This window comes from Paenibacillus sp. FSL R5-0713, from assembly GCF_037973325.1.
Taxonomy (GTDB): domain Bacteria; phylum Bacillota; class Bacilli; order Paenibacillales; family Paenibacillaceae; genus Paenibacillus.
The window spans coordinates 1,308,850-1,335,385 of sequence record NZ_CP150229.1; the positions used below are offsets into that span (position 1 = coordinate 1,308,850).

General features: G+C 46.3%; 24 protein-coding genes. 10 read left to right on the plus strand and 14 right to left on the minus strand.

The window, feature by feature from the left end:
- Positions 1-2 precede the first annotated feature (2 nt).
- Both MKZ12_RS05765 and MKZ12_RS05770 read right to left on the minus strand, forming a co-directional pair.
- Positions 3-1,850 (minus strand): sigma 54-interacting transcriptional regulator, encoded by a 1,848-nt coding sequence (locus tag MKZ12_RS05765; protein ID WP_339259264.1) that lies wholly within the window; start codon positions 1,848-1,850, stop codon positions 3-5.
- Positions 1,851-2,321: 471 nt separating this feature from the next.
- Complete coding sequence (locus MKZ12_RS05770; protein ID WP_339259266.1) at positions 2,322-3,245, minus strand: proline dehydrogenase family protein; 924 nt, start codon at positions 3,243-3,245, stop codon at positions 2,322-2,324.
- A 259-nt stretch (positions 3,246-3,504) separates the two neighbouring features.
- Between MKZ12_RS05770 and pruA the strand changes: the two genes are divergently transcribed.
- Complete coding sequence (pruA, locus tag MKZ12_RS05775; RefSeq protein WP_339259268.1) at positions 3,505-5,052, plus strand: L-glutamate gamma-semialdehyde dehydrogenase; 1,548 nt, start codon at positions 3,505-3,507, stop codon at positions 5,050-5,052.
- A gap of 129 nt (positions 5,053-5,181) precedes the next feature.
- A complete protein-coding gene (rpoN, locus tag MKZ12_RS05780) occupies positions 5,182-6,486 on the plus strand; it encodes an RNA polymerase factor sigma-54 (RefSeq protein WP_339259270.1) in 1,305 nt (434 codons plus the stop codon).
- A 121-nt stretch (positions 6,487-6,607) separates the two neighbouring features.
- Here rpoN and MKZ12_RS05785 read toward each other — a convergent pair whose 3' ends face one another.
- Positions 6,608-8,041: an aspartate ammonia-lyase gene (locus tag MKZ12_RS05785; protein ID WP_339240121.1), complete on the minus strand. Its 1,434-nt coding sequence runs from the start codon at positions 8,039-8,041 to the stop codon at positions 6,608-6,610.
- 333 nt (positions 8,042-8,374) lie between these two features.
- Between MKZ12_RS05785 and MKZ12_RS05790 the strand changes: the two genes are divergently transcribed.
- The 3 genes from MKZ12_RS05790 (at position 8,375) to MKZ12_RS05800 (ending at position 11,673) form a co-directional block, all read left to right on the plus strand.
- Positions 8,375-9,652, plus strand: coding sequence for a methyl-accepting chemotaxis protein (locus MKZ12_RS05790; protein WP_339240122.1), 1,278 nt, complete (start codon positions 8,375-8,377; stop codon positions 9,650-9,652).
- 198 nt (positions 9,653-9,850) lie between these two features.
- The gene (locus tag MKZ12_RS05795; protein WP_339259272.1) at positions 9,851-10,696 is read left to right on the plus strand and encodes a hypothetical protein; all 846 of its coding nucleotides are present in this window, start codon (positions 9,851-9,853) and stop codon (positions 10,694-10,696) included.
- A 269-nt stretch (positions 10,697-10,965) separates the two neighbouring features.
- On the plus strand, positions 10,966-11,673 hold the full coding sequence (locus MKZ12_RS05800; RefSeq protein ID WP_339240124.1) for a hypothetical protein: 708 nt from the start codon (positions 10,966-10,968) through the stop codon (positions 11,671-11,673).
- A 328-nt stretch (positions 11,674-12,001) separates the two neighbouring features.
- Here the strand turns inward: MKZ12_RS05800 and MKZ12_RS05805 are convergent, their stop codons facing one another.
- The gene (locus MKZ12_RS05805) at positions 12,002-12,976 is read right to left on the minus strand and encodes a ring-cleaving dioxygenase (RefSeq protein ID WP_339259274.1); all 975 of its coding nucleotides are present in this window, start codon (positions 12,974-12,976) and stop codon (positions 12,002-12,004) included.
- A 241-nt stretch (positions 12,977-13,217) separates the two neighbouring features.
- On the opposite strand from MKZ12_RS05805, the gene MKZ12_RS05810 reads away from it, so the two are divergent.
- Positions 13,218-13,979 (plus strand): TIGR02206 family membrane protein, encoded by a 762-nt coding sequence (locus MKZ12_RS05810; RefSeq protein WP_339259276.1) that lies wholly within the window; start codon positions 13,218-13,220, stop codon positions 13,977-13,979.
- A gap of 139 nt (positions 13,980-14,118) precedes the next feature.
- Here MKZ12_RS05810 and MKZ12_RS05815 read toward each other — a convergent pair whose 3' ends face one another.
- From MKZ12_RS05815 to MKZ12_RS05825, 3 genes are all read right to left on the minus strand, one after another.
- Complete coding sequence (locus MKZ12_RS05815) at positions 14,119-14,913, minus strand: SDR family NAD(P)-dependent oxidoreductase (protein WP_339240128.1); 795 nt, start codon at positions 14,911-14,913, stop codon at positions 14,119-14,121.
- 208 nt (positions 14,914-15,121) lie between these two features.
- Positions 15,122-15,385: a YqkE family protein gene (locus tag MKZ12_RS05820; protein ID WP_339259278.1), complete on the minus strand. Its 264-nt coding sequence runs from the start codon at positions 15,383-15,385 to the stop codon at positions 15,122-15,124.
- Between the two features lie 484 nt (positions 15,386-15,869).
- Positions 15,870-16,520: a peptidylprolyl isomerase gene (locus MKZ12_RS05825; RefSeq protein ID WP_339259280.1), complete on the minus strand. Its 651-nt coding sequence runs from the start codon at positions 16,518-16,520 to the stop codon at positions 15,870-15,872.
- 256 nt (positions 16,521-16,776) lie between these two features.
- On the opposite strand from MKZ12_RS05825, the gene MKZ12_RS05830 reads away from it, so the two are divergent.
- The gene (locus MKZ12_RS05830; protein WP_339240133.1) at positions 16,777-17,991 is read left to right on the plus strand and encodes an MFS transporter; all 1,215 of its coding nucleotides are present in this window, start codon (positions 16,777-16,779) and stop codon (positions 17,989-17,991) included.
- A 298-nt stretch (positions 17,992-18,289) separates the two neighbouring features.
- Here the strand turns inward: MKZ12_RS05830 and MKZ12_RS05835 are convergent, their stop codons facing one another.
- From MKZ12_RS05835 to MKZ12_RS05845, 3 genes are all read right to left on the minus strand, one after another.
- Positions 18,290-18,484, minus strand: a complete 195-nt coding sequence (locus MKZ12_RS05835) for a hypothetical protein (protein ID WP_339259282.1) — start codon at positions 18,482-18,484, stop codon at positions 18,290-18,292.
- 39 nt (positions 18,485-18,523) lie between these two features.
- Entirely contained in the window at positions 18,524-18,895 is a 372-nt protein-coding gene (locus MKZ12_RS05840) for a hypothetical protein (RefSeq protein ID WP_339259284.1), read from the minus strand.
- Between the two features lie 119 nt (positions 18,896-19,014).
- Positions 19,015-19,176, minus strand: coding sequence for a hypothetical protein (locus MKZ12_RS05845; RefSeq protein ID WP_221819028.1), 162 nt, complete (start codon positions 19,174-19,176; stop codon positions 19,015-19,017).
- Between the two features lie 145 nt (positions 19,177-19,321).
- On the opposite strand from MKZ12_RS05845, the gene MKZ12_RS05850 reads away from it, so the two are divergent.
- Positions 19,322-19,603 carry a hypothetical protein gene (locus tag MKZ12_RS05850; RefSeq protein ID WP_062832955.1) on the plus strand — a complete coding sequence of 94 codons (282 nt, stop codon included), beginning with the start codon at positions 19,322-19,324 and terminating at the stop codon, positions 19,601-19,603.
- A 152-nt stretch (positions 19,604-19,755) separates the two neighbouring features.
- The gene (locus MKZ12_RS05855) at positions 19,756-21,654 is read left to right on the plus strand and encodes a HAMP domain-containing sensor histidine kinase (RefSeq protein ID WP_339240139.1); all 1,899 of its coding nucleotides are present in this window, start codon (positions 19,756-19,758) and stop codon (positions 21,652-21,654) included.
- A 78-nt stretch (positions 21,655-21,732) separates the two neighbouring features.
- Here the strand turns inward: MKZ12_RS05855 and MKZ12_RS05860 are convergent, their stop codons facing one another.
- Positions 21,733-21,975 carry an NHLP leader peptide family RiPP precursor gene (locus MKZ12_RS05860; protein ID WP_339259285.1) on the minus strand — a complete coding sequence of 81 codons (243 nt, stop codon included), beginning with the start codon at positions 21,973-21,975 and terminating at the stop codon, positions 21,733-21,735.
- A 54-nt stretch (positions 21,976-22,029) separates the two neighbouring features.
- The gene (locus tag MKZ12_RS05865) at positions 22,030-22,977 is read right to left on the minus strand and encodes a hypothetical protein (protein ID WP_339259286.1); all 948 of its coding nucleotides are present in this window, start codon (positions 22,975-22,977) and stop codon (positions 22,030-22,032) included.
- Positions 22,978-23,197: 220 nt separating this feature from the next.
- Between MKZ12_RS05865 and MKZ12_RS05870 the strand changes: the two genes are divergently transcribed.
- Positions 23,198-23,935 (plus strand): hypothetical protein, encoded by a 738-nt coding sequence (locus MKZ12_RS05870; RefSeq protein WP_339259288.1) that lies wholly within the window; start codon positions 23,198-23,200, stop codon positions 23,933-23,935.
- 37 nt (positions 23,936-23,972) lie between these two features.
- Here MKZ12_RS05870 and MKZ12_RS05875 read toward each other — a convergent pair whose 3' ends face one another.
- Positions 23,973-25,226 carry an acyltransferase gene (locus MKZ12_RS05875; protein ID WP_339240144.1) on the minus strand — a complete coding sequence of 418 codons (1,254 nt, stop codon included), beginning with the start codon at positions 25,224-25,226 and terminating at the stop codon, positions 23,973-23,975.
- A gap of 178 nt (positions 25,227-25,404) precedes the next feature.
- Entirely contained in the window at positions 25,405-26,400 is a 996-nt protein-coding gene (locus MKZ12_RS05880) for an LCP family protein (RefSeq protein ID WP_339240145.1), read from the minus strand.
- Positions 26,401-26,536 lie beyond the last annotated feature (136 nt).

Here is a 26,536-nt window from a genome sequence, read left to right on the forward strand (position 1 = left end):
GGTCATAGACCAAGCCTCTTCATGCGATTATAGAGCGTTGCTCTGGAGATGCCGAGTTGTTTGGCGAGTGTTCGTTTGTTGCCACCTGCTTCTTTCAGATATTGAACCAGAAGTTGCGCCTCATAGGTGTCCAATTTTTGCTGGAAGGTAACAGGGGAGACTGGATCTGAATGCTCTGAATGCTCTAATTCGTCTGCAGCTTCAACAGTTCGAGGTTCTTGTTCGTCTCCCAACTTCTTCGGATGTTGCTGATATTCGCTATTGGCCTGTGGATGGATTCCCGAGGTCAGTTGAACTTCGGACTGCTCATGCACGATGAGAGAGGTGAGGGTGTCAGGCAGGTATTCTGGCTTCACCTCGCCATCTGTCGTCAGGATGGTCAAGCGTTCTATCACATTTCGTAATTCACGGACATTGCCTGGCCAATCATACTGGAACAGCAACTTAAACACTTCAGGTGGAACCAGCTCAATATGACGGTTGTAGAGCAGAGAGAATTCTTGAAGGAACGTCTGGGTTAATTCATATATATCCTCCTTGCGTACACGCAGTGGAGGGATGACGAGGTTAATGACATTCAGCCGATAGTAGAGATCTTCCCGGAATTGATTGCCTGCAATCATATTCAGCAGATTCTGATTGGTCGCAGCAATAATCCGGCAGTCCGCCTGTTTCATGCGTGTTCCGCCCACGGGGAAATAACTCTTCTCCTGCAACACCCGAAGCAGCTTCACTTGCAATTCCAATGGCATCTCACCGATCTCATCCAGAAAAAGCGTCCCCCCTTCGGCAAGCTCAATCTTGCCCTTTTTGCCTTTGGGGTCCGCGCCGGAGAACGCGCCTTTCTCGTAGCCAAAAAGTTCACTTTCAAACAATGAAGCAGGGATTGCTCCGCAGTTAATCGCGATGAATGGTGCAGTCTGCAATTCACGAAGATCATGAATGGCTTTGGCGAATAACTCCTTGCCTGTACCGCTCTCTCCGAGGATCAGTACGGTTGCTGAGGTGGTACTGATCTTGCGAATGGTCTCCAAGCACTGCTGAATGACCGGGCTGCTGCCCTTGATTCTGGCGAATGGATCTGATTCGGGCCGTAGCCGAGCAACGGCTTTCTCCAGATGCTGGACTTTGGAAGTCATATGTAAGAGTTCCTGATGTAATCGGATTTCAGTTGTTATATCCACTTCAGCAGCAACTGCGCCCACAATCTGTCCATCCAGTTGGACAGGACGGGCATTAATTAGAGCGAACAGGTCGGGCCGTGGCTGATGCTGTTTGCGATAGACCGTTTCGCCGGTATACAGCGTCTTGAGAGACTGTAGCCGATCTGGAGGGAAAAAGTCCGCTGCGGGTTGTCCGATGATGTCTTTTTTGCTGATCGAAAAAACATGCTCCGCGCCAGTTGTCCAGTAGGCTACCCTGGCCTCTTCATTAATTAATGTCAGAGCTGAGCCTGCTGTCTCCAGTGTGGTCTCAAAATAAGCTTCTATCAGGCGATGCGCATGCATCATGGCATGCAGGACATCGGATACGGCGATATATCCCACGTATTCGCCCTGATTATTCTTTATTAATAACAGGGGACTCTTAGCAAACAAAGGGATCACTTCCGCAAGTTCGATCGAAGCAGAGACGACAGGCACAGGAAGACGACCATATGATAATGTTCCATTGGGTTGGCTGTACAACCAGGCATATTCTGTATTGCGGCGTACAAAGACAGGTCTGTCCGTACCGATATGGAGTTCTGACGGTATAGACTGAGGTGTGGTTTCGTCATATAGTACTTCATCCAAAATACTCATATCTGTTCGTAACAAAGCATTCAGCTCAGGAAGTAAATGTCTCATCGGGATCACCTCGGTTGCAGCATATACTTATAAAAAATGTAAATGTGAAATTATGTATATTATAACGTTCTGATGAAGCTGTGTATATATTTTTTGACATCAGGTGTGCAGGTTGGGATATTGACTTGATAAATAAAAATTCATTTTTAATTGTATGCGATTACATTGGATCGAAACGAAGATAAGCGTTGATTTTAGCTAGAATCCAAAGCCTCTAAGTGAATTTTATGTTATAAAACATAACGTATATATCTTTGAGAAATAGAGCAGATAGAACGGACTAAATAGGAAAGTGGTGTGATTTAACTTTATGAAGAGGTACAGATGTGTCTATTATATTGGACATTTCAATTTGGGGATTCTTATTTTTTAGACATATGAATGAGTTGATATCGTGTAAATTTGAGAATTCAGTATTATAGCTCAAATAACCATGCTTTCCCCAAAAAACAGGAGAGCATGGTTATTTATTTATCGAAACATATTCTTAACGACCATCCAGAGATTAGCCGGTTTTTCGGCCAAACGGCGCGTATAGTACGGATACCACATGGTGCCATAAGGGACGTAACAGCGAATGCGATAGCCTTCTTTGGCGAGACGTTCCTGTTCGCTCATGCGCAGTCCATATAACATCTGAAATTCAAAGGCATCTGGCGAAATTCCACGGTCTTTAGCATATTGTTTTGTCCAGTGGATGATGTGATCATCATGCGAGGCCACCGCAGTGTATACACCCTGATCGAGGTGATTACGAATCATCGTTTTGAATTGATGAATGACTTCAGCGGTATTTTGATAGGCGACTGATCCGGGTTCTTTGTATGCACCTTTAACGAGCCGGAGCCGGATGCCTTCCCGAATCATATCACGCGTATCTTCTTCGGTTCGATGCAGGTAGGCTTGCAAGACTGTGCCCGTATTGTGCAGTCCTTCCGAGTGCAGTCTTCGAACAATATCCAGCGTTGCTTGAGTGAATGGACTATCCTCCATATCAATTCGGACAAATAGATCATGCAATTTGGCTTGTGCGGCAACGGCACGGATATTTCGATAGCCCTCTTCCGGGTCCAGAGCGAGGCCCATCTGGGTTGGTTTCAATGACACGTTGGAGTCTACACCTTCACGTGCGATGCCTTCTACCAGTCGTATATACTCATCCCTGTATAATGCCGCTTCGCTCAGGCGGGTGATACCTTCGCCCAGATGATCGAGGGTAGCCATTATGCCTTTATTATTGAGTATGCGGATCTCATCGAGAGCTTCTTCCAAGGTGTTTCCTGCAATAAACTTCCCTGCAAGCTTCTTGCCATATTTGATGGACAGGTTCTCTACCGCTTTGTTGCCTGCCACGGTCAATAAGGTCTTGCGATATATTTCCGTTCCTACACTCATTTTCGTTTCCTCCTTCAGCATTGTGCATCATTCGATTCAGGCTCGGTGGAATCATGCTTTTTTTATCCCTTAATAGAAGCAAGAAGCATGCCAGATTTGGCGAGGCTCTACTATTTTTCACGAAAATTTAATAAGAAAAATATTTCAGGTCCAACCGGAGTTGGCACGGATTTTGCTACATATATTTGGTGAAGAGTAACATGCAAAATAATTCAGGCGAGCAGCCAGTGAACCCCACATCCTGAAGGAGGAATCATTGATGAATATCCCTTTTGTTAACGAACCATTCACACCCTTTGCGGTCCAGGCGAACCAGGAAGCATTTGAAGACGCACTTCGTCAGGTAGAAGCTGAACTTGGGCAGGAATACCCGATTATTATTGGTGGGCAAAAAATAACAAGCAGCCGCAAGTTAACGTCCGTGAACCCCGCGGCCAAGAATCAAGTCGTCGGAACGATCCATCAGGCAGATCAGGAATTGGCCGAAAAGGCCATTCAGACAGCAGCGGAGACATTCCACACTTGGAAACATACCGATCCGAATGAACGGGCTCGATATCTATACAAAGCAGCTGCCATTATGCGCCGTCGCAAGCATGAATTCTCCGCATGGATGGTCTATGAAGCCGGCAAAACCTGGCCTGAAGCCGATGCGGATACAGCGGAAGCCATTGATTTTATGGAATTCTATGCACGGGATATGCAGCGACTAAGTGAACCCCAGCCCCTCGTGCGAATTGCAGGGGAAGATAATGAACTGAGTTATATACCGCTGGGCGTTGGTATTGTTATTCCACCTTGGAACTTCCCGCTGGCGATTATGGCAGGCATGACCTCTGCTGCACTGGTCTCTGGCAACACGGTGGTATTAAAGCCTGCCAGCACAACTCCGGTAATTGCCGCGAAATTTATGGAACTGCTCGCAGAAGTTGGCCTGCCGGATGGCGTCGTGAACTTTTTACCAGGACCAGGCAGTGAAGTGGGCGATTATCTCGTGGATCATGCGCTCACTCGGTTTATCAGTTTCACCGGTTCCAGAGATGTAGGACTGCGAATTAATGAACGTGCAGCACGTACAGCTCCAGGCCAGAAATGGATCAAACGGGTCATTGCAGAGATGGGTGGCAAGGATTCCATCGTTGTAGACAGTGACAGTGATCTGGAGCTTGCGGCAGAGTCCATTACCGCTTCGGCATTTGGTTTCTCCGGGCAGAAATGTTCGGCGTGTTCCCGTGCCATTATTCATAAGGATGTATATGATGAAGTATTGCAAAAAGTGATTGAACGGACACAGAAACTGACGATGGGCAGTCCACTTGAAGTTGGCAGTCAGGTTGGACCGGTTATCGATGACAAGGCATATGCGAAGATCACGGAGTATATTGAGATTGGCAAGGGAGAGGGGCGTCTTGTGCACGGTGGCGGTACAGGGAATGTTGAAGGTTATTTCATTGAACCAACCATCATTGCCGATGTGGACCCCCAAGCCCGGATTGCTCAGGATGAGATTTTTGGACCCGTGCTTGCATTCATCAAAGCCGAATCTTTCCAGGACGCATTGGATATCGCCAATAATACCGACTATGGACTGACCGGCGCGGTGATCTCGCGTAATCGTGAACATCTGGAACAGGCCAGACGCGAGTACTTCGCGGGTAATCTGTATTTCAACCGGAAATGTACCGGAGCACTGGTAGGCACGCATCCTTTTGGCGGATTTAACATGTCAGGCACAGATTCCAAGGCAGGTGGAAGAGACTATCTGCTGCTGTTTACACAGGCGAAGCTGGTATCGGAGAAATACTAGACAGGAACTCATAATCGGACGGAATTCCTCTTACAATCGCGTGAATAGTATGCTATTATCCCTGCAAATCCTTTTGTTCGTATAAAAAACAAGCGCTTATTACTCAGCTAGGCATAAGGAGGGAAACGGATGTTAGGTGTTCAGTTGGTGCAGGAACAACGTATTCGGCTGTCCATCACGCCGGAGATGAAACAATCCTTTCATTTGCTAACCATGTCCGGACAGGATCTGAATCGTTACTTGCTGGATGCGGCAGAGGAAAATCCAGTTCTTGAACTGGAAGAACAAGCTGGGCCCCTTGCCCGAATTCCACGGCGATTGAATCAGCGCAGGTATGATTCCTACGATCCGCTGCTTCAGGTCAGAGGTGCCGAGTCTACATTGGAACAATTGCTGATTGCGCAAATTCGAGTGATGACAATTCCAGCCGAATTGGAAAAAACGGCAGTATATTTGGCAGGATGCGTCAATGATGATGGTTATCTGACCGTTGAACTGGCAGAGGTTCAGGCAGCGCTTGAGCAACCAATGAGCAAGATTGCTGCAGGACTGGAGCTGCTCCAATCGCTGGACCCTGCTGGTGTAGGGGCGCGGAATTTGCAGGAATGTCTGTTGCTCCAGATTAGACGTGATTCATCGGCTTCGCTGTATGCGGAGCGGATGGTGGAAGCGGGATTGGAAGCTCTGGTTCCTTTTCACCCAGGTAGAACAGGGAGTCGATTAGGTATGACTTCACGGGAAGCTCAGGTTGCCTACGACTATATTACACGTCTCGACCCCAAGCCCTGCCGATCCATCGGATGTACGGAACGACCACATTACATTATTCCAGATGCCATTGTAGGGTTGCGTAACGGTGAGGCCCATTTTAGCCTACATGTGTCAGGTAACCCTCGTGTATCGATGAATGAAGCGTGCATCCGCTGGATCAGGGAAGCGGCGCCAGATGAAATCTGGGCTCACCGCGCCGCAGAAGCGAGGGCGATCATTCGGAGTGTACACCTGCGGCGCAGGACTTTAGTGCGTGTGCTGGCGGCCGTGATGGAAGAGCAAAAGGACTTTTTGGTCAAAGGCCCATCCGCGTTAAAACCGCTTAATCTGGCTATTATTGCAGAGAAGATTGGCATGCATGAATCAACGGTAAGTCGTGCCGTCAGTGGTAAGTACATTCACACGCCATATGGTGTATATGAACTCAGGGCTTTTTTTGCCTCGGGAATCCGTACAGCGTCAGGGAATAAAACATCAGCATCAGTAGTGAAACGAAGATTAAAAGAAATCATTCGTACGGAACAGACACAGCGGCCATACTCGGATAGTCACTTGACTACACTGCTTGCCGAAGAGGGAATTGTCATCTCCCGCAGAACGGTTGCCAAGTACAGGGAGGAACTTCAGATTCTGCCTTCCCTTGAGCGTAAACGATGGGCTTAACCAAATAGCTGGTGTCTTACCATGTCTGAACACAAGAACCCCCGCGAACCGGATGAACGGTCTGCGGGGGTTCTTGTTGCATGATTGGTGTATCAGTTCCTGCGTTAGATTTCCAGAGTTCCTACAAGCGTTCCATATTGCGCAGGAAATGTTCTCCGGCAATTCCTGGCGTGGTCATCTGCTCCGGATGAAGAATCTCTTCCAGTTCTTCCGGAGTCAGCAGTCCGCGTTCCAGAATGATCTCTTGCAAGGTAAGTCCAGTTTTGAGCGCTTCCTTCACAATGGAAGCCGCCACATTATAACCTAAGTGTGGGTTCAGCGCCGTAACCACACTGAAACTTTGTTTCATGATTAATTCGCAGCGCTCACGGTTAGCATCCATCTCTTCAACCGCATAACGTGTGAACACATCAATCCCGTTATTCATGATTTTCAGTGATTGCAGCAAGTTAAACGCAATGACCGGGCCCATGACATTCAGCTCGAATTGACCAGCTTCACACGCCATGCAGATGGTATGGTCATTCCCCATCACCTGGAAGGATACCTGGTTAATCACTTCTGCCATTACCGGATTGACTTTGCCCGGCATAATGGACGACCCTGGCTGACGCGGTGGCAGGAGTAGTTCATTGAATCCTGCACGCGGACCTGAGGCCATCATGCGAATGTCGTTACAGATCTTGGACAGACTGACTGCACATACCTTCAGTGCCGCCGAAAGTTCCAGATAGGCATCCGTGTTCTGTGTCGCATCCACGAGATCCTCAGCTGTTTGTAGGGGTAGTCCGGTAACATCAGATAGGTGTTCCGTAACCTTAACGATGTATTCAGGTTTCGCATTAAGCCCTGTACCTACGGCAGTTGCACCCATGTTAATCGTAAGCAATCGGCGATTGGCGAATTCCAGACGCTCGATATCCCTGCCGATGACACGGGCATAAGCTCCGAATTCTTGTCCAAGGCGAATAGGCACGGCATCCTGAAGATGGGTACGGCCTACTTTGACCACATCGTTGAACTCTTCTTCTTTTTTATGGAACGCTTCCTGCAGTCTCTTCATGGTAGCGAGTAACGTCTCGGACAGTTGATATGCCGCAATACGCAGTGCTGTAGGTACCACGTCATTGGTGGACTGGGACATGTTAACATGGTTGTTCGGATTGCAGTGGAAGTAGTCTCCCTTGCTTTTGGTTAACAGTTCTAGTCCGCGGTTGGCCAAAATTTCGTTCATATTCATATTCATGGAGGTGCCTGCACCGCCCTGAATGGAGTCTACAATAAAATGATCCAGATGATGGCCTTTCATCATTTCTTCAGCTGCCATGACAATCACTTCGCCGATTTTGCTTGGTAGCATTTTCAGTTCCATATTCGTAATTGCCGCTGCTTTTTTCACCGCAGCCAGAGCTGTGATCAGCTCCCGGTGTACCGGAACGCCGGTAATCGGGAAGTTCTCCACGGCCCGCACCGTCTGAATGCCGTAATAGGCATAAGCCGGAATTTCTTTTTCACCGATAAAATCTTTCTCCGTCCTTGTGGACATAGTAGACATTTCGTTCGCCTCCAGTGGCATCCAATAAATAGGTCAGCTCCGGCAATGCCGAAGCGCACTCAGTATATCATTTAAGCAAAATGGATGCCAATCTAAATCATTTAGCCTCTTGTGCCGATAATAAATAAAATTAAAGATGTTAAATGGAATATTATTCAATTTTATGAGAAAAGGAGGGCGGCTAAGCTTGTCTTATATATTATGCGCTTCATGATAGAGAAGTCATGCATGAACGGTAAATGTGGGGCGGATAGAACGTTTTCAGTGATGTATATCACATGAAATTTGGTACATGATTGGTAAAATAGGAAAAAAGGACTACGGGGTGTAAACATGAAATGGACTTTAGGCGCAAAGACAGTCGCAGGTTTGGTACTAATCTCAATTATTACGTACGGAACTAGCGGCTTTTTTATATTTTTTGTCAAAGACTGGGTTACGTTAGATATTCCGAATTGGGTATACATATCGATTATCCTGATCATGGGGGTATGTTGGAACGGAATTCTCGGGTGGTTTGCCTCTCGCTGGCTGACTCGTCCGATTGTTCATCTGTCTCGTGCGGCGCAACAGGTCTCATCTGGTGACCTGACAACGGAGATTCCGCAGCGGCGTACACAGGATGAACTTACTGTATTATATGATGCTTTTCGTGTAATGGTCTCTAATCTCAGAAGTATTGTGAACGATATTTCGGACAGTACACGAACTACATCACAGAATGCGCAGTCGCTTAGTGAAGCGATTACCCAAGCTGCGGAGCAGATCGAGATGATGTCAGAAGCGGTGGATCATATTGCGGTAGGTGTAGAAGAGCAGAAGGTTACTTCCCATCAATCCCTGATCACGGCGGATGAGATGCTGAACGATTTCCAGCGTATGCATAGCCAGTCCATGGACATGACAGAGATGTCCGGTCAGATGGAACGATCGGTGGATCATACGAAACAGACATTCTCATCGCTGATGAAGGGCATGGACGAGCTGGCTGAGTCGCACAATCGTTCCCGCGACATTATGCTACTATTGGAGAAGGAAGCCTCTGATATCGAGGTAATTACCCAGTCTGTCAAAAATATTGCTGAGGAAACAGGATTACTTGCCTTGAATGCTTCCATTGAGGCTGCACGAGCTGGCGAAGAAGGATCTGGTTTTGCAGTCGTGGCGCAGCAGATTCGTAAGCTGGCAGACGAGAGTAAGGAATCGGTCCATCGGATTAATGAGCTAATTAGTCGTGTGCAGCAGCGAATCAGGGAGACAGCACAACTGTCTCATGAGCAGCATGGTCTTGTGGTTAATGAATCGGAGCGGACCATCTCTGTGGATCAGACGTTGCATGAACTGACAGGCACGGTGGAAGTATTTATGAAGGGCGCGCATGATATCGGTTCCAAGATCGCAGAACAGACTGGCCGCGTGGAGCAAACGCATGGTCATGTGAAGAAGATCCAGGGGAAAGCCGGATCGTTCTCGGATGAGGCGAGACGAATCATGGATGCCGCACACGAAGAGACAGCCATCATGGAGGAGATTTCTTCCTCGGCTGAAGAACTGAGACAATTAACCGATCGGTTATTGGACAAAACCAAAGCATTCCGGATGCAGCCTTAAGCTGTGTTCGGGATTTTTTTTGCTTTTTGAGAACAGTTTTGGCATAATAATTTGCTTATTCTGGTTAAAGCCGAACGTTCTTTCGTGAAAACAGAAATTTGTAAAGATTATTTTATGAAAGATTAACAAATTCGCAACTTGCGGGCGATAAATGAAGATATAATAGGATTATCACAACAGATAAAGGAGCCCAGTATATTGAAAACTTGGACAGGTATCCTGCTGATGATTATTTTGGCGGTAGCTACGATTAGTACAACTTCGGCTGCCAGAACCATGAATGAATCGCAAAAACAGCTTAATATAGATGATCAATCCAGCCAGACCGCAGCGGTCGAGGCTTCCAATATAGATAAATTGCATGACACAGCGAAGACAACACAGGAATCAACCCCGGTGAAAGAGGAATACGTTTCGGTAGCTCCAGAGAATGAGAATGTCAGATTATACCCTATGAAAGTTGAGGGTTCGGGATATATATATAACGGAATGATTTTGGAAGTGGACGGCAAGACAAGAGAATTTAGTGATTGGCAAGGAGAAGGCGGGTCTTACAAACCCGAAGTGCACGAGCTGGATCTGAATGGAGACGGACAGAAAGAGATCGTTGTTCTGTACACGGAAGGGCATGGAACAGGTATTTATTTGGGACAAGCACGTATCATTAATCCGGTAACGCTCGAAGAGATGAAGATGCAATCTCTGGATGAGATTGCGAAACAGCATGTGAAGTCAAAAGTTACGGTTCGATCAGACCGTGTGGATGTGGATGTCGCCGTTGATGGCGTTCAAGCAGAACCTTTACGGATCGAGGAAGATACGAGTGGCGGCGTTTATAATAAAGAGTTGGGATTCGGTGGAGTAACCTATTACAGTGTGGAGGATGGCCGACTTGTCGTATCAGCAGCAGGATCTTATGGTGCGGCTTTATATGCGGGTGATCTGACATTCGCTTACGCCTATCAAGATGGTGAGTGGAAGGCGGTAGATTTGAAATACAGCATGGAAGTATATGAAGAAGAATATTATGAATCCTTTGATTGATAACATCGTGTTGATAACGTAGTGCAGCGGGAATTTGGAAGTTCTCGAATGTGAAATGTAGTGAGCGTCTGAACAGAATATCCCTTATCTGCGTTTGCAGACAGTGGGAAACAGGGCGAGGCTGAAAAAAATTGGGACATACTGCCTCTTTTTTGTGCTGCCTACAGATAGGAACTTTGTACTAAAAATGCAGTAAACAATTGACATTATCACTTTAGTGGTTTAAATGTATAAAGGACAAATCATTTTAACGTTCAGGAGGGATTTTGATGAAGAAGAAGGTTGTACTAGGTTTGATGGTAGGCACATTAACGCTTGGGATCGGGACGGGTGCGCTCGCAGCAACAGGGTTGGAGCAGATTAAAGCCTATCTAAACAGCAAGATTACGCTAAAAATGGATGGTGCCACGGTGACAGCCAAAGATGCCAATGGTAAAACGGTGTTGCCTATCACTTACAACGGAACAACTTATTTGCCTGTGCGTGCTGTGGGATCATTGCTTGGGACAGAGATCACGTATGACAGTGCAACTTCATCCGTCCTGATTGGCGGAACAAATGGATCTGCGCCCGTAACGAGCGGAAAAGTAACGCTGAGTGCACTTGGAACATCCGTACTGGGATCTACCGCTTGGCACACCAAAGATCCTAAGGATACCACATATAAAGGCAAGGATTACAAGGATGTTTATCTGCATAATGATCCTAAGAAACAGGGGGATGATATCCAGATTAATACGGATAAAAAGTATTCTTCTCTACACTTGGAACTTGCCGCGCTAACAGGAAATCAGGAGATTCATATCTATGATCAGGATCTCGCGACACTCAAAAAGTTCAATATCACTCCAGAAAGCGGTATGATGAGTCTGGATGTGGATGTTAAAGGTACAGACGCTGTCTATGTAGAGATTGTATCTGAAGATCCGGGTTCGGCTCTGTTTGTACCGCTCACAACATCGTATCTGACGAAGTAAAACACAATCTGCAAGTTTGCCACCTTACAGAAGGGGCAAGGCAAGCATACACATAAAAAAACGATGATTCACTAGGGCGTGTCTGAAAACTCCGAAGGACGCAGATTTTGGTGATTTTTCGTTCCAAGCAAGGAGATTTTCCGCAGGCGTGCCGGGGCACGTCAAGGGAAAGTGACGCAGCAGGGGGCGAAAAGGCGGTAAAAGATGCACTTCAGTGAGTTTTGAGACACGTCCTAGGCAATCCCTGAACCGTATCCGGTATTCAGAGTTGCCTGGTGAACATCGTTTTTATTTTCGATTCAAGCCGGATTGTACAGCTTAAGCGCGATTAACGAATGACGGTATCCAGTGGTTTCAGATTCGCTTCAATCTCAGCGCGGCGTCCTTCGAGGAATGGAGGCAGCGCCAATGATTCTCCCAGATGCTCCATTTCTTCGTCTGTATCAAATCCCGGACCATCGGTTGCAAGCTCGAACAGAATCCCGTTTGCTTCACGGAAATACAGGGAGCGGAAGTAGAAACGATCTACAAAACCGGAGTTAGGGAATTGGAAGTTATGAACCCGTTCCACCCATTGTTTCAGTTCTTCTTCATTGTCCACGCGGAATGCAACATGGTGTACGCTGCCACGTCCTGGACGTTCTTGGGCAAGGTCATTACGTTCCTCAACATGCACCTCGGAGCCGCTACCACCCTCACCGGATTCAAAAACGAGTACATCAGGCTGACCAGGAGTGAAGGCAGGATAACTTCCTTTCGCTCTGAAACCAAGCAGTTCGGTCAGAACCGGAGCGGTAAGGGAAGCATCTTTTACCGTAAGATGGATGGGACCAAGACCTATAATGCCATATTCAGCATGCACAGGGCTCTGATCCCATGGTTTACCTCCAGCAACACCTGCATTGTTTTCATCCGAGACCAGAATCAGACGTTGTCCTTCAAAGTCTGTGAACGAGAGCGTGGCACGACCACCGCGTTCCACAATCTCTCCATGCGGAACTTCGAATTCGTCAAAACGTTGCTGCCAGTACGTAAGTGCCGCATCATTTGGAACGCGCAGTGATGTTGCCGAGATGCTGTTCACACCTTCACGAGTCTGTCCAGCCATCGGAATCTCGAAGAAGGTAAGTTCTGTACCTGGATTGCCTTTCTCATCGCCATAGAAGAGATGGTAGACGGACACGTCATCCTGGTTGACTGTTTTTTTGATCAGGCGCAGACCCATGACATTGGTGTAGAAACGATAGTTCTGATCGGCATGTGCTGTTAGCGCGGATACGTGGTGAAGTCCTTTGATTTGCATAATTATTCCTCCTAGTTCAATTGAACAAATTTTGAGTTTATTTAAAATGATTTCCGTTTAAGAAAGTTACTAACTTTTCGTTTGGTTCGGTTCTGGATTTATCTTAACATAAAGATATTTAAATTACAATGCTTATTTAGAATTCCAACTGGACAGCTCTTTCATTCAATGGCAAAATGAAAAAGTTAACATTAAAGAGAGATAATGTAGCTAAGATGTTCGCAAAGGAGAGAAGAGATGCATGGCGTATCCACCATGGCTGGACCCTTATGATGCAGAGCCGTTTATCCTGTTCTCCACTTCACATATCGTAACCATTAGCTTAATTGCATTAATTATTATGCTATTGTTTTTGCTTCGACACCGTCTTCGATCTTGGTCAGAAGGGGCCCGCCGCAAACTGCGGATTGTTCTGGCCTGTATCATGTTTACCTGTGAAATCGTGCTGCAAATCTGGTATGTGTACGGCGACGTATGGAGCCTGCAGACATCACTGCCACTCGAATTATGCAGTCTGTCTCTGCTATTATCGGCATTGTTACTACTGACACGCAGTCGACTGTTACATTCTGCGCTGCTGTTTGCAGGCATTGCTGGAGCCCTTATGGCGATCCTGACTCCTAATCTGGGTTATGCTTATGCGCATTTTCGATTCATTCAATTTTTCGTCGCTCATGCCTGTATCATTCTGGCTTTACTATACATGACCTGGGTGGAGCAGCTGCGACCTAGCTGGAGATCTGTAGCAGGTTCCATGATATTTGTGAATGTGGCAGCACTCATTGTATACGTTGTAGATGTTTTGCTTGACGCAAATTACATGTTTTTGAGATACAAACCGAGTACACCCTCAGTGCTTGATATGTTAGGTCCGTATCCCATGTACATCCTTGGGGAAGAGATGCTTGCGCTAGTCTTGTTTTCGCTGATGTACGTCTTGTTCTTTGCCATTCCAGACCGAATGAAGGATCGTGTGAAAAAGAATAAAAGCTCCGCGATATAGTGATAATCCTTGTAGTTGCATCTGCACCGAATTATAAACTTCCTATAAATGAAATATCCCGCAGTAATCTGACCGGATCAGATCGCTTGCGGGATATTTGGGCGTTGTCCCTGAATTGGGCCAACGTATATGGATATGTTTATCCACGGAGCAGAGATTCCGCACCATCCACGTAGATTCGTGTACCTGTAACATGAGAGGCTTCATCAGAAGCAAGGAACAGAACGAGGTTAGCGACTTGCTTCGATGTTCCAGGTTCGCCCTTAAGCGGATGTTCATGACCCTCAGGGAATTCAACTGGAATCTGTACTTCTTTCAGATCATCGGACGGGTAGGTGTTATCATCAATGTTGGTATCGATGGCACCTGGGCAGACGGCATTAACACGGATCTTATAACGAGCTAGCTCCAATGCAGCCATCTTCGTAAATGCAGTTTGTCCTGCTTTGCTGGAAGCGTATGCAGAGAATCCGATTCCTGAGAAAACCCGGTTACCGTTGATGGAACTGGTGATTATGATGCTGCCACCATGTTCTTTCAGATGAGGGATGGCATATTTGACGGTTGCGAAGGTTCCGCGCATGTTGATCTCCATCGTCTGGTCCCAGTCCTCCATTTCCATCGTTTCAATCGGAGCCATCGTTCCGTTGATGCCGGCATTCGCAAATATGATATCCAGCTTGCCCGCTTCAGCCGCAGCCTGATTGATCGCCTTCTGCACTTGGTCCGGTTTGGAGATATCACATTCGATCACATACGCTTCTCCGCCAGCCTTTTCAATCGTCTGCTTGGTTTCCTCTGCAGTTTCCGGTGTACGATCCAGCATGTATACTTTGGCTCCATGCTCGGCGAATCGAATGGCGGTAGCTTGCCCAATACCCGACCCACCTCCAGTTACTATTGCAACTTTGCCTTCCAAACGTTGTTCAGTCATCTCTGATCCCTCCATGAGTTAGAATATCGTTGTACCTTCTACTTCTACATACCCGGCTCAAGACTGGTGAATCAATATGTGTCCATATCAAAAAAACAGGACCGCAAGGCGGCCCTGTCCTGTGAGCAGATCGGCTTTATGATCTGTCGGCTTGCAATATTATTTTGGCATGTGGGAGGTAGTAGACACCCTCAGATCATGCCCTGGCTTACTTATGTTTCTTCCAGTCCATCGCGCTGTTATTCAGCAGATATTCGAAGTCGTTATCCCGGCGCTTCTGTTCCGCTTGGCGAGCTTCTTCTGCTTGCTGGCGTTCCTTCTCTTTAAGTGCCGCCTGGGCAGCCTTCGCCTCATCTGCCTGAGCTTTCAGCTTCTCCAGCACATCACTGCTAAGCAGATCTTTCAGTGTTGTGGGTTTATCCTGTGCTACTGCCGCTTTGGGAGCAGGAGTGCGTTTCTTGGATTTTGCCATAGGAAAATCTCCTTTCCAAACATGAATCAGGTTCCATTTATCGTACAGTAGTCATAGTATATCAGGTTCCCGTAAAGCATTCCATGAATCTGCGGAACAAAAGCAGGAAAATGAGGGTTGCGTGGCGAATGAATTCGGGTATAAAATCATATACTATTACCGATACTGCGACTATTCCCTGGAGAAAGGAGTCGTTGTTCGTGGAAGTAAACCGTGGTTTACTGAAAGGGCTTGCATGGGGTGTTGCCTTTAGCTGCCCGTTATGGATTGCGATTATCGGCTGGTTACGTTTGATGGGATGGATGTATTGAGGATGATGCCGGAAGAGGTCATTTTATATAAAGTCAGATATGTAACCGCTATCATTAATATTATTAAATAAAGCTCTGCCTTGTGACATTCGCACAGGACAGAGCTTTTGTTTGTTCAGACTTCATTAACAAGTCATAACCATGGATTATCATCCGTTTGGCAAGGATGTTAATTAAGGCATTTTTACCGGTTCTGGATATTCCAGACCGTGGGTGTCCACCGTAACCTTTTTCATGACTTGATCCGTAACGGGTTTGTCAGCTTCACCTATTTCCTGAGCTGCAATTCCATCAACAACTTCCATGCCTTCAGTAACCTTGCCAAAGGTGGCATATGAATTATCCAGGTAATCCGCATCCGCTAACATGATGAAAAATTGGGAGCCTGCGGAATCCAGATTATCCGATTTACGTGCCATCGAAATGATTCCCCGAGTATGATTCAGGTGATTTTTGTGACCATTGGAAGTGAATTCCCCTTTGATTGTATAACCTGGGCCGCCCGAACCGTTGCCCTCTGGATCTCCACCCTGAATCATGAAGCCCGGAATGACCCGGTGAAAGATCAGGCCGTCATAGAACCCTTTATTCGCAAGGGAGATGAAGTTATACACTGTGTTGGGCGCAATCTCCGGATAGAGCTCAATAACGATCTTTTGACCATCCTGCATCTCAATGGTTGCCACAGGGTTTGGACCTTCAGGTGCGGCTGGCACCGGCGTTTGCTCGGCACTGGACGCAGGGCGCCCGCAACCACTAATGACGATAAGCAGCATCGCAAGAACGAGCGATACTGCGGTTGTTTTTTTCCACCGTAAAGACATGAAAACGTTCCTCCTTGCATCTCTGCATGATATATTTTCTCCAAATCGTATTTGGATATTTACCCAACTATCATACCGTTTTTGTGGACAGAATGGCAATGTAATACGTGTAGTTGTGGTGAACAAGGGATGGCCTTCATGGAATGATGGGTGTAAAATAAGGAAAATGCTTCCGCATCGGGGACGTACGGGTCTGTTCCGTCCGCTCCAATATACGGCAGTCCCGGCGTCAGTAACGGAAAGGACGTGCGGGTATATGAACTTCTCGTGGAAGCGAAATCTCATCATATTATGGATTGGTGTATTTTTTTGCAGCACGGCGTATTCGATCTCAATTCCATTTCTACCCCTGTTTCTAAGTGCTGACTTGGGGGTTCGTGATCACCTGGAGTTATGGTCGGGACTTGCCTTCGGCATTACGTTTCTCGCGAGTGCGCTCGTGTCTCCGTTCTGGGGTTCGCTGGCTGATAAATACGGGCGCAAACCTATGCTCATCCGGTCAGGATACAGCCTTGCCGTCTTGTATCTTATCAATTATTTCGTGCAGGACCCCTATTCGCTAATTGTTGTTCGATTGTTTCAGGGTCTGCTTGCAGGGTTTGTTCCAGCAGCAATTGCCCTGGTAGGCACCAATACACCTGAGGAGAAGACCGGTTATGCACTGGGTATTATGTCTACTGCTGGAGCCACTGGCGGTATTATTGGACCGTTAATTGGTGGCGTGGTGAGTCACTATTACGGCAACCGGAATGCATTTTTGTTTTCGGCAATTGTTGTATTGGTATCAGCTATTATTGCAACCTTTTGGGTAAAAGAAGAGAACTTCAACCGAAATAAAGCTCGTTCCCATGTCATGGATGACATTCGTGAAGCGAGAGCGAATCGTGTGTTTATGACGGTGCTTGGCATGATGGGCATATGTACATTCTCCGTTATGATTCTGGAGCCCCTTTTGACGGTCTATGTGATGGAAATGGGCGTTCAGCCTGATCGTGCCTCACTTAGCTCAGGTATTATTTTCTCGGCGGTGGGGGTAGCAACAGTTATTATGGCACCGCGTTGGGGCAAGATTGGTACAAGGATCGGATACGGTAAAGTGCTGATCATTGGACTGGTTGGCGGGGCTGTAGGCAATCTTCTACAGTTCTTTACAACAGGTTATATCGCATTTGGCATTTTGCGATTCGTGTATGGTCTATTCTTTGCAGCTGTATTTCCGGCCATTAACGCCATGATTGTGCAGGCTACCGCATCAAGTTTCAGGGGAAGGGCTTTTAGTCTGAACCAGTCCGCTGCCCAGATCGGGACGATGGCGGGACCAATTATTGGTGGCGTTCTCGGTGGCTGGTTGCCAATACGCTGGATATTTATCATTAATGGACTTGCGCTAATCATCACTGCGATTGTAGCGAAGTGGTCGGGATTGGATCACAAACTGCCTGGAACAGGCAAGATTTCCGCTAAGCGGTGATACTGAATTGCAAAGAGAAATTGAACTTACAGGTAACGAAACGAAAAAAGATGACGCTGTGGAATTACAGACGTCATCTTTTTTAAGTCTACTATGGATCTATATAAGTTGAACTAATTTTTACACGAGAACGTAGAGGGCAGAAATAATCTGAAGAAACGGAGTGCTCGCCTTTATCCCCGGATTATTACCTTTGAAAAGTGAATCAAAAATCTGGGGATAACAGCGATCAGAAGGTTATTCTGTCATCGGAGTGGCAAGTGTAAATACTTTATAGTTCAATTTTTATAGGGAGGCTTTATTGGTCATCCGAAGAGGGCTTGCGAGAAGCCTTCTCTTTAGGAATGGCATGCTCCACCGCATCACGTTGATCCTCATCCTCAAGTGCTTCGGGGAAGGAGTCCTCAGTGAACAGTCCGAAGTCCGGGTCAATATCCCTTTCGGTCACAAGATTATCCGGTTCATGCGTATGTTTGTCGCGATCTTCCTTCATCGTGTATGCACCTCCTCATTCAGGATGTCATAACTGCCGTTAACGTCGTGGTGGGACATCGTTCTCGGGTTTGGCATCTGCACCAGCACCATTGAGCAGATCAGTACCATGCAGTGCATCCGGATCGGGGGCAGCAGGATCAACTGGACTGTTTGGTTGCAGCAGGTCTGCATCCGGTACAGATTCCAGCGGTGTCTCCGCCAAACGTGAATCCAATTCCGGCTCGTCCACAGCCGTTGCGGCTACCGGTGCAAGTTCCGCATCTTCCGTTACAATCCGTCTGCCGGAAACTTCATCAAAGGTATCCATATCGCCTTCCGGGACTTCCGTCTCTGGCGGAATATCGCGGAACCTCTGATAACGGTCATAATAGCGGTCGCTCTCTTCGTTACTAATTGGTTTGTCAGACATGAATAACACTTCCTTTCATTGTTGGTTGCCCAAGCTTCTTACCCCGTAGTTACCCAAAGCGCTATTGTTGTAATCTTGCACATTTTATTATCCCCGGGGTTTGCTACGATATGAATGCCTTAGAATTTAGGGAATACATATTTAACCAGGAAGTATAAGAATCCGAAAAAGATTATCACATAAGCAGCATATTTAATAAATGTGGAAGCGACCATACTTGAATCCGATTTATGCTGAACATCCTTATGTTCCACCTCAACTGTACGATGCGGCTCATTCATTGCAATCATCTCCTTAGCGTGTTTGTTTGCTTTGAGAAACCATTACACCTGAAGCAAAGGATTGAATCTCGGTCACCGTTTTTACAGCTTTTCCTGTTTTGCCTATGTTATGATTAAGCTTGAATATGTAAGGGAGGGGTCTCAAGTGGACTGGTTCACACTGGGCAATATGATTACACGCATCCGTATCGGGCAAAAGGCGTCTACACCCGGTTTCTCCCGTACCGTCATCCGTCGTCCGGACGGTTTATTTTGGGTAGGCGGAATATGGTCCGGACAAGTTGTACAGTTGCGGGATTTCCTTTTTTCCGATATATGGACCATCTATGATGATGAGGAAACAGAGCAGTGGCTTGAATTCCGTAGTCAAGTTGAACAGAAAGAGCGGGAAATGATAGAGAACCAGTTCGAAGACTTGCGTGATTAATCATATATGCATAACAATAAAATGGAAATAAAACTATAAATCGACTTAAATGTGAAAATTCATTTTATCTAAGAAGGTGACGTGACAAATGGTGGCGAATGATAAATGAGAGAATCTAAGATAGGGAAAATTGGAACTTTGAGGTGCTGTGAATGAAAAATGTGCCCAAAGCTATCGTCATCTTATGGATGAGTGTATTGATTATTCTAGGTATGCCACATGGAATGGTCTTTGCAACTACAGGAGCGATTCAGCAACCTGCATCCATTACAGGATGGGAAGTAAAATGGGGGAACGTTGACGATCAAGGGTTCATAAGTGAGGTTAAGGGAACAGATGAGATATGGGAAAAGCAGGGCATCGATAAGTTAGAGTATAGCAATACGGATCGATCGAGTTCCTTATGGACTCGCCTGACCATCCCTGAATTGAGTGAAGAAAGCTCAGCCATTCGATTTGAGAACATTAAAGGCAATCATATTGTTATCTATCTGGAGGACCGCAAGGTCTACGAGAACTACCATTACAATTATGATAATAATGCGGTGTTACTACCCTTATCCAGCGAAAATTCGGGTGACACGCTCTATGTATGGTCGCAAAATGAGAAAGGTCGTCTGGGCATACAAGGTACTGTTCAAGTTGGACCTTATGCTGCGTTACAGGAGAGATATATTCATAACGGGCTTATTGATGTCATTTTGGGTGCGACCTTTGTTTTCACAGCGATTACGATGCTGAGTTGTACGTTCTTCCTTGGCAAATTCCATAAGGGATTGTGGATCTCACTATGCATGGTGATGGGTTCCATCGGCACAATGATCATCACGTATTCGCAATTTTTGTATACGTTCTATCAGGTATATGGTGACCTGTATTCGGTAGTCTTTGATCTGGCTATGCTGCTGGGAATGCCAGCGCTATGTTATTTTTTTGAGCAGATTATCGGGCCGGGACTGCATGGTATCTTCACCAAACTGCGAAAAATAACATTCATATATTCAGTTATCGCTGTGTTCTCTCTATTTATCTACGTTACTTCAGGTGGGCAATGGGAGTTTCTCTACAATCTGCTCGTACAGCGTGTGGTCGGTATGGTGCTGGTCATCCTGCTGACAATTCTGTTGGTTGGAACCATCGCCAAAGCACTGCAACGAAATCGGGAAGCCATCCTGCTTGCGACAGGATTCGGTACATTTGCCTTGATCAGTGTGGCTGAACTGTTGTGGTATTATCAGCGGAGTGGGACGTATCATCTGTTATGGTGGAAATGGTCCATGGTTGCATTTGTGATCTCGCTGATTGCCATTCTCGGAAGTCGGTTTGCCGAAAAACACACCAAAGTGCTGGAGTATTCCAAGGAACTGGAGTTATTCAACAATGAGTTGCAGCGATCCGAGAAGATGGAGATTATTAGCGAATTGGCAGCTTCCGTTGCCCATGAAGTACGTAATCCGCTTCAGGTGACAAGAGGGTTCCTGCAACTTATGACAGAACAGGAAGACAACAAAAATAAGGGATATGTGCGTATTGCACTGGAGGAACTTGACCGTGCTTCGGGCATTATCACGGACTTTCTTACCTTTGCCAAACCTGAATTCGACCATATTATCTCGCTTAATATCTCGGATGAGTTCAATCATATTGAAGGTATCCTTGTACCGATGGCTAATCTGGAAGGTGGCAAAATCACCACTGATATTCCGCCAGATTTATATATTCGGGGCAATTCCTCGAAGTTTAAGCAGGCTTTTATCAACATTATCAAGAACAGTATTGAAGCTCTGCAGGGACAAGGCCAGATTGATATCTGGGCTTACAAGCAGGATGGGGTTATTAAGGTGCATGTCAGGGATAATGGAGAGGGAATGGATGAGGAAGCACTCTCCCGGTTGGGCGAGCCTTATTTCTCCAATAAAATCAAAGGCACTGGTCTCGGCATGATGGTGACATTCCGAATTGTTGAAGCGATGCAAGGACAGATCAGCTTTACAAGTACCAAAGGGGTAGGAACAGAAGCGGTTGTATCTTTTGCTGAGTTCGTCGAATGACGAACTCACAGAAGCATACAGCGGCTTTTTTTTGTCCCTACCCCTAATCACTTACGTTACCAATTTAACTCACCCGATTTAACTTCTCCAAGGTCCGCAATTCACATCATAATTTACTTTGGAAGGATTGGGAGGTATGACAAGAACATAATCATTCTGCTGCTCCTCAACGGTACGTACCTGAATGTGCTCCGGGATTATGATTCCGAAAGCTTCACGAAGCGCTTGCTTCGGATTGGAGTGCAATTGTTGTCTGAAATACTCGTCAGTCCAAGCCTTTTCAATAATATCCTCATGCAACGTTTTCTCTGATACCATCATCGTCAACATTCCCTTCATATTTGAAATTAAACTGAATCAGCTTAGTCCTTATGCTTATAATTCCAACTGTTGATCGCTGATCCAGTGATGAAACCCACCTTGGAGGAGCCGTTTCTTCCGTTGTGTAATGTCCTGAACAGCTTGTACTAAAGTGCTGCATAAATAAGAATCAAACACCTCAAGATGCGATATCCCTAAGTTAGACGATGTTAATGTACGATTATAGTGAAATGCAATGTCTACATAAGAGTTCATGAGTTGAGTGTTGTATACATTGTCATGTATACGTTCGCTAAGAGGATGAGCGGGATAGTTGTGATTCAGTGCTGCGGATATGTGGGAGAGGTAGCTGTTGTAGTTTCCATGCACAGCATCTTGATGCGTATCTGTGAAGTCATCGGTCATCTGGAGTGTCATGAGTGTAATGTTGATGGCAGAACATACTGGGATGATCCGCTCGGATTGATTCAACAGAAGGAGTGCACCCGTAGCTCCGATGAGTAGAGGGGCAGCCTTTTGCGCAATCAACAAGGGATTCTGTTGAAAATAATCAATGAAATGCTCACCCGTAACACTCACGGCCCAATCCACTACATATTGTCTGAAATAGATCCAGAACGTGGAGGAAAGATCGAATAATGCCGAGTAAGATTGAAGTGCATCCATGTAATATAAATTGCCCAGGGATAACTTCAGAGCGGCATTCTCCGGTTGTTCATCCATCACGTCGTCCTGATTCAGAAAATATAACATGTGAATCAGACAGGCTGTACTTAATTGTTGTGCTTTCTCCTGAGGCAGTTGATCCGAGTACTGCATCCAAAGTGGGATGATATACCCGATATAACTGTGCCCCGAATCTCGTAACAGGGGATTAACCGAATGAAGTTGCTCCAATGCATGTCCTGACAAGGGTTCGGGATATTCCCGTACGAGTTGTTCCGCTGAAGCAAAAACGACCTCCAGATCGGAGCTAAACGGATCTAACCAATCTTTCCGCATCGTTACGTCTCGTCCTTCCTGCGATAAGGTGGTCCAGGACTGTTCGACTGAATCATGAAGTTACATTCAGTATAGCTGAAATAAAATGAAAAAAATAGGATTTTTTGTGATCAATTGTGAGAAAAATGATGACTTTTTGTATTTTATGGCATAAAAAAGTGGATTTTAGGCTCAAACTAGGAAGGTACAGAGATTTCGACATCGGAAAGGCGGCAGAAAAATGAATTTGAAATGGAAAACATGGATGGCAGCCGGATTGGCAGCCGTAGTTATAACAGCAGCAACAGGACATGTAGCATTCGCTGATTCAACGGCTCGGGCTGAGGAATATGGTGGTGCATCAAAAGCTTCTTCCTCCGGCAAACCAGCGAAGCCATGCATGCAGGCAGGACACGGTCTGTTCATGATTGGTGAAACGGCAGACTTGCTTGGGATTGGGCTTCGGGATCTGAAAGAACAGATGGAACTTGGCAAGACGTTGTCCCAGATTGCGAAAGAGCGTAAGGGACTTAGTGAGGAGCAGTTATTGCAGAAGTTGAAGCCTACACTTGCACAGCGTCTGGATCAAGCAGTAGAAGAGGGGTGTCTCACCAAGGATCAGGCTGCAGCCACGAAGGCGGACATGGATACCAAATTAAAAAAGGTCATCAATACCCCGCTGCGTGATTTGCGGCGTGAATTTGCCCACCATGGCAAACGTCCCATGGTGGATAAGGGCGAAATTGCCCGGTTTATTGGAGTCACCCCTGCTCAACTTCATGAGCAGCTTCAGGGAGGAAAATCCTTGGCTGAGATTGCTCAGGCAAAAGGTATTAGCGAAACACAGCTGGTTAACAAGCTGAAGGAACAATTAACGGGTGATCTGAAGAGATTTGTGAATCAGAAGGGCAACGTACATCCAGCCCCAGGTCCCCAGGAACCTGTTCCGGGACGATCAACGTCGAGCGAAGCAAAATAAAGAAGCGTGTCTCCATCAGGGGACGCGCTTCTTTATTTTAAAACGGCTCACTTGTTCCCGGACTGCGAGTTGCACCGGGTGAGGGGGTTCGCTCAGGTAAATTTCTTTTGTCCACAGCGCCAGCAGAATCTGGGTTTGAACGTCGTTTACGCATTAACCCTACGGTGAAACGTGAGCCAGGAAGTTTGGAGAGTGCCCAGCTGATTGCAAGAGTAATACCAACCGTAACAAGGAACGATAGCAATGTTACAGGCAGATGCCATCCACTGAGTTGGAGCGGTCTGGTTACGTAAGCGATCGCGTAGATCACCAGTGCATGAACCAGATATCCACCAAACGAATAACGGCCAATCCAGGCTAATAGGCGCTGAAACCATGTGTCTTTGCTCCGCATCAGTACAAGGAAACCATACATCATAAGCATCTGGGCCATAATGATCAGAAATGTGGTTGGTTTCAAATAGGTGGAGATATTCAGATTAACAACATCCCCGGACCCGCGGAGCACATCGTAACCAAGCCATATATACATCCCAATAAACAGACAGATGGTCCATGGCAGTAACTTGGTGGTCCAACTTCTCCAGCTATCGACTGACCAGGCGCATACGGCACCCAGTAAAAAGTAGAACCAGTACATCACCCATGAATAGGAGCGATACTGCAGCAACGTTGACCATGGCTCAGACATGGATTCTGTCCAGCCCCCCATATTGTAGTAGGACCATTTCATAAGCAGGGCGTAGAGTGCAGCTGCAAAGAGAATTAATGTCACAATAACTTGCATTGGCGTGAAACGTATGACGTTTTGGATACGCTTCTGAATGGCTTTTGCTCCTGTCCAAAACAGGGGGAACAGAATATAGAACTGAAACACCATAATGACAAACCAGAGATGATATCCGGTCTGTGGTAGAAACAGTTCACGAACCAGACTGCGCATATCCGGTATGCCACTGGCCCAGAACGCAGGGGTGAAAATTCGGACAGCAAGCCAATAGATGAGTGTCCATACCACAAACGGTATATAGATATCGCCAAATCGCTTTCGAATGAAGCGAGGGTATTCCGGTTTGGTGTTATGGTGATGGTAAAACAACATGACTCCCGACAGAAATACAAATGTTGGCGTACCAAAACGGGTCAGATGATAAATCATAGTCAGCATAATGGAATCGGGTTGTTCAATATCGGCGCGATAGATATACTCGGCGATATTATGCTGCATGACGATCGCCAGAAAGGCAATGCCACGCAGTTCGGTCCATTCCGCTATTCGCGGTTTTTTCACATGTAATCCTCCCTCCAGGAACCGGAGTTCATCATATAAGAGTACCTGTTAAACATTAAGGCTGCATTAAATGGGGAAAATAGGTACAAAAGAAGACGGCCGAAGCCGTCTTCTTTTGTGGGTATTAAACTGAAATATACGTTGTTTAATAATCGCTTCATTTTCAACTCTGTTATTCTCAGTTCTGTTCATCTGATGATGAAGACTCCGAGGGCGCAGCATCTTCTTCAAACAGTTTCTGAATATAGGACTGGAGTTTGCTTACATCGACACCCAGCACCTGAGCGGAGCCTACCAGTTCATTGGTGAGCAGCTTGTTCGGTGGAATCTGCTGCTGGTCTATTTCGTTCGCATGGATATCGAAGCCAAGGGACGCCAGTTTCAACATCTGGGTCGGACTAAGATCCGTCTCTATGTAAGGTGCGATCGCTTCCAGGATATCCGGGATTTTGAAGAGCGAAGTGGTACTCTGCATCTTTTTGGCCAGTTCGGTCATGAAGATTCGCTGCCGTTCGGTACGGGTGAAATCCGAGGTAGCATCATGGCGGAAACGAACATATTGAAGGGCTGTTTTGCCATCCATATGCTGCAATCCCTTTTTTAAATCGATGTCATACATATGTTTATCCGCTTTACTGGTGTAATACATATCTTTCTCAACATCAATCTCAATACCACCTACCGCATCAACGAGTGCCATGAAGCCTGTAAAGTCCGTGTACACATAATGCTGAATGGGAATACCGAGCAGATCACTGACGGTTTGTTTGGTCAGCTCTGCACCTCCGTAGGAAAAGGCTGCATTGAGCCTGCTCTTTCCATGACCGGGGATTGCGACATAGGTATCTCGCAGTACGGAGAATAGATGGGCTTTCTTCGTGACGGGATCAATAGAAGCGACCATGACCGAGTCCGAGCGTCCCGCATCGTCACCCCTTGAATCTCCGCCAAGCAGCAGAATGTTCACCCGTTCCTGGCCCTCCCATCTGGGAATCGTTGTCGTTTGGGTATCTGAGTCGCTGTCTGTGCCAGATGAGGAAGCGTTGGATGAAGTCCCGGAAGTGGTTGAGATGCTATTGGCAAAATGAACAATCGAATATCCGTAATATACAACGACCCCTGTGACAGCAAGCATCAGGGTCAGGGCTGTACCCCATAACCATTTTTTAAGCATAATCTTCACCTTTCTATGTTTGAACTGATATGTAACCCAAACTAGTTTAACAAAAAGAAAGTAAAATGTCCTCTTTGATTTCGTAACTTCGGTCAATGTGAGGATTGTTTGACAAATAGTTAGTGACTATTTAATA

Bases quoted from the DNA above. Each gene is read 5' to 3' on its own strand.
- MKZ12_RS05830 (WP_339240133.1), top strand. From the start codon at position 16,777: ATGAACTTCTCGTGGAAGCGAAATCTCATCATATTATGGATTGGTGTA.
- MKZ12_RS05870 (WP_339259288.1), top strand. From the start codon at position 23,198: ATGAATTTGAAATGGAAAACATGGATGGCAGCCGGATTGGCAGCCGTA.
- MKZ12_RS05810 (WP_339259276.1), top strand. From the start codon at position 13,218: ATGGCGTATCCACCATGGCTGGACCCTTATGATGCAGAGCCGTTTATC.
- MKZ12_RS05880 (WP_339240145.1), bottom strand. From the start codon at position 26,400: ATGCTTAAAAAATGGTTATGGGGTACAGCCCTGACCCTGATGCTTGCT.
- MKZ12_RS05800 (WP_339240124.1), top strand. From the start codon at position 10,966: ATGAAGAAGAAGGTTGTACTAGGTTTGATGGTAGGCACATTAACGCTT.
- MKZ12_RS05840 (WP_339259284.1), bottom strand. From the start codon at position 18,895: ATGTCTGACAAACCAATTAGTAACGAAGAGAGCGACCGCTATTATGAC.
- MKZ12_RS05855 (WP_339240139.1), top strand. From the start codon at position 19,756: ATGAAAAATGTGCCCAAAGCTATCGTCATCTTATGGATGAGTGTATTG.
- MKZ12_RS05785 (WP_339240121.1), bottom strand. From the start codon at position 8,041: ATGTCTACTATGTCCACAAGGACGGAGAAAGATTTTATCGGTGAAAAA.
- MKZ12_RS05770 (WP_339259266.1), bottom strand. From the start codon at position 3,245: ATGAGTGTAGGAACGGAAATATATCGCAAGACCTTATTGACCGTGGCA.
- MKZ12_RS05865 (WP_339259286.1), bottom strand. From the start codon at position 22,977: ATGCGGAAAGATTGGTTAGATCCGTTTAGCTCCGATCTGGAGGTCGTT.
- pruA (WP_339259268.1), top strand. From the start codon at position 3,505: ATGAATATCCCTTTTGTTAACGAACCATTCACACCCTTTGCGGTCCAG.
- MKZ12_RS05805 (WP_339259274.1), bottom strand. From the start codon at position 12,976: ATGCAAATCAAAGGACTTCACCACGTATCCGCGCTAACAGCACATGCC.
- MKZ12_RS05815 (WP_339240128.1), bottom strand. From the start codon at position 14,913: ATGACTGAACAACGTTTGGAAGGCAAAGTTGCAATAGTAACTGGAGGT.
- MKZ12_RS05765 (WP_339259264.1), bottom strand. From the start codon at position 1,850: ATGAGACATTTACTTCCTGAGCTGAATGCTTTGTTACGAACAGATATG.
- rpoN (WP_339259270.1), top strand. From the start codon at position 5,182: ATGTTAGGTGTTCAGTTGGTGCAGGAACAACGTATTCGGCTGTCCATC.
- MKZ12_RS05835 (WP_339259282.1), bottom strand. From the start codon at position 18,484: ATGAAGGAAGATCGCGACAAACATACGCATGAACCGGATAATCTTGTG.
- MKZ12_RS05825 (WP_339259280.1), bottom strand. From the start codon at position 16,520: ATGTCTTTACGGTGGAAAAAAACAACCGCAGTATCGCTCGTTCTTGCG.
- MKZ12_RS05820 (WP_339259278.1), bottom strand. From the start codon at position 15,385: ATGGCAAAATCCAAGAAACGCACTCCTGCTCCCAAAGCGGCAGTAGCA.
- MKZ12_RS05845 (WP_221819028.1), bottom strand. From the start codon at position 19,176: ATGAATGAGCCGCATCGTACAGTTGAGGTGGAACATAAGGATGTTCAG.
- MKZ12_RS05790 (WP_339240122.1), top strand. From the start codon at position 8,375: ATGAAATGGACTTTAGGCGCAAAGACAGTCGCAGGTTTGGTACTAATC.
- MKZ12_RS05860 (WP_339259285.1), bottom strand. From the start codon at position 21,975: ATGATGGTATCAGAGAAAACGTTGCATGAGGATATTATTGAAAAGGCT.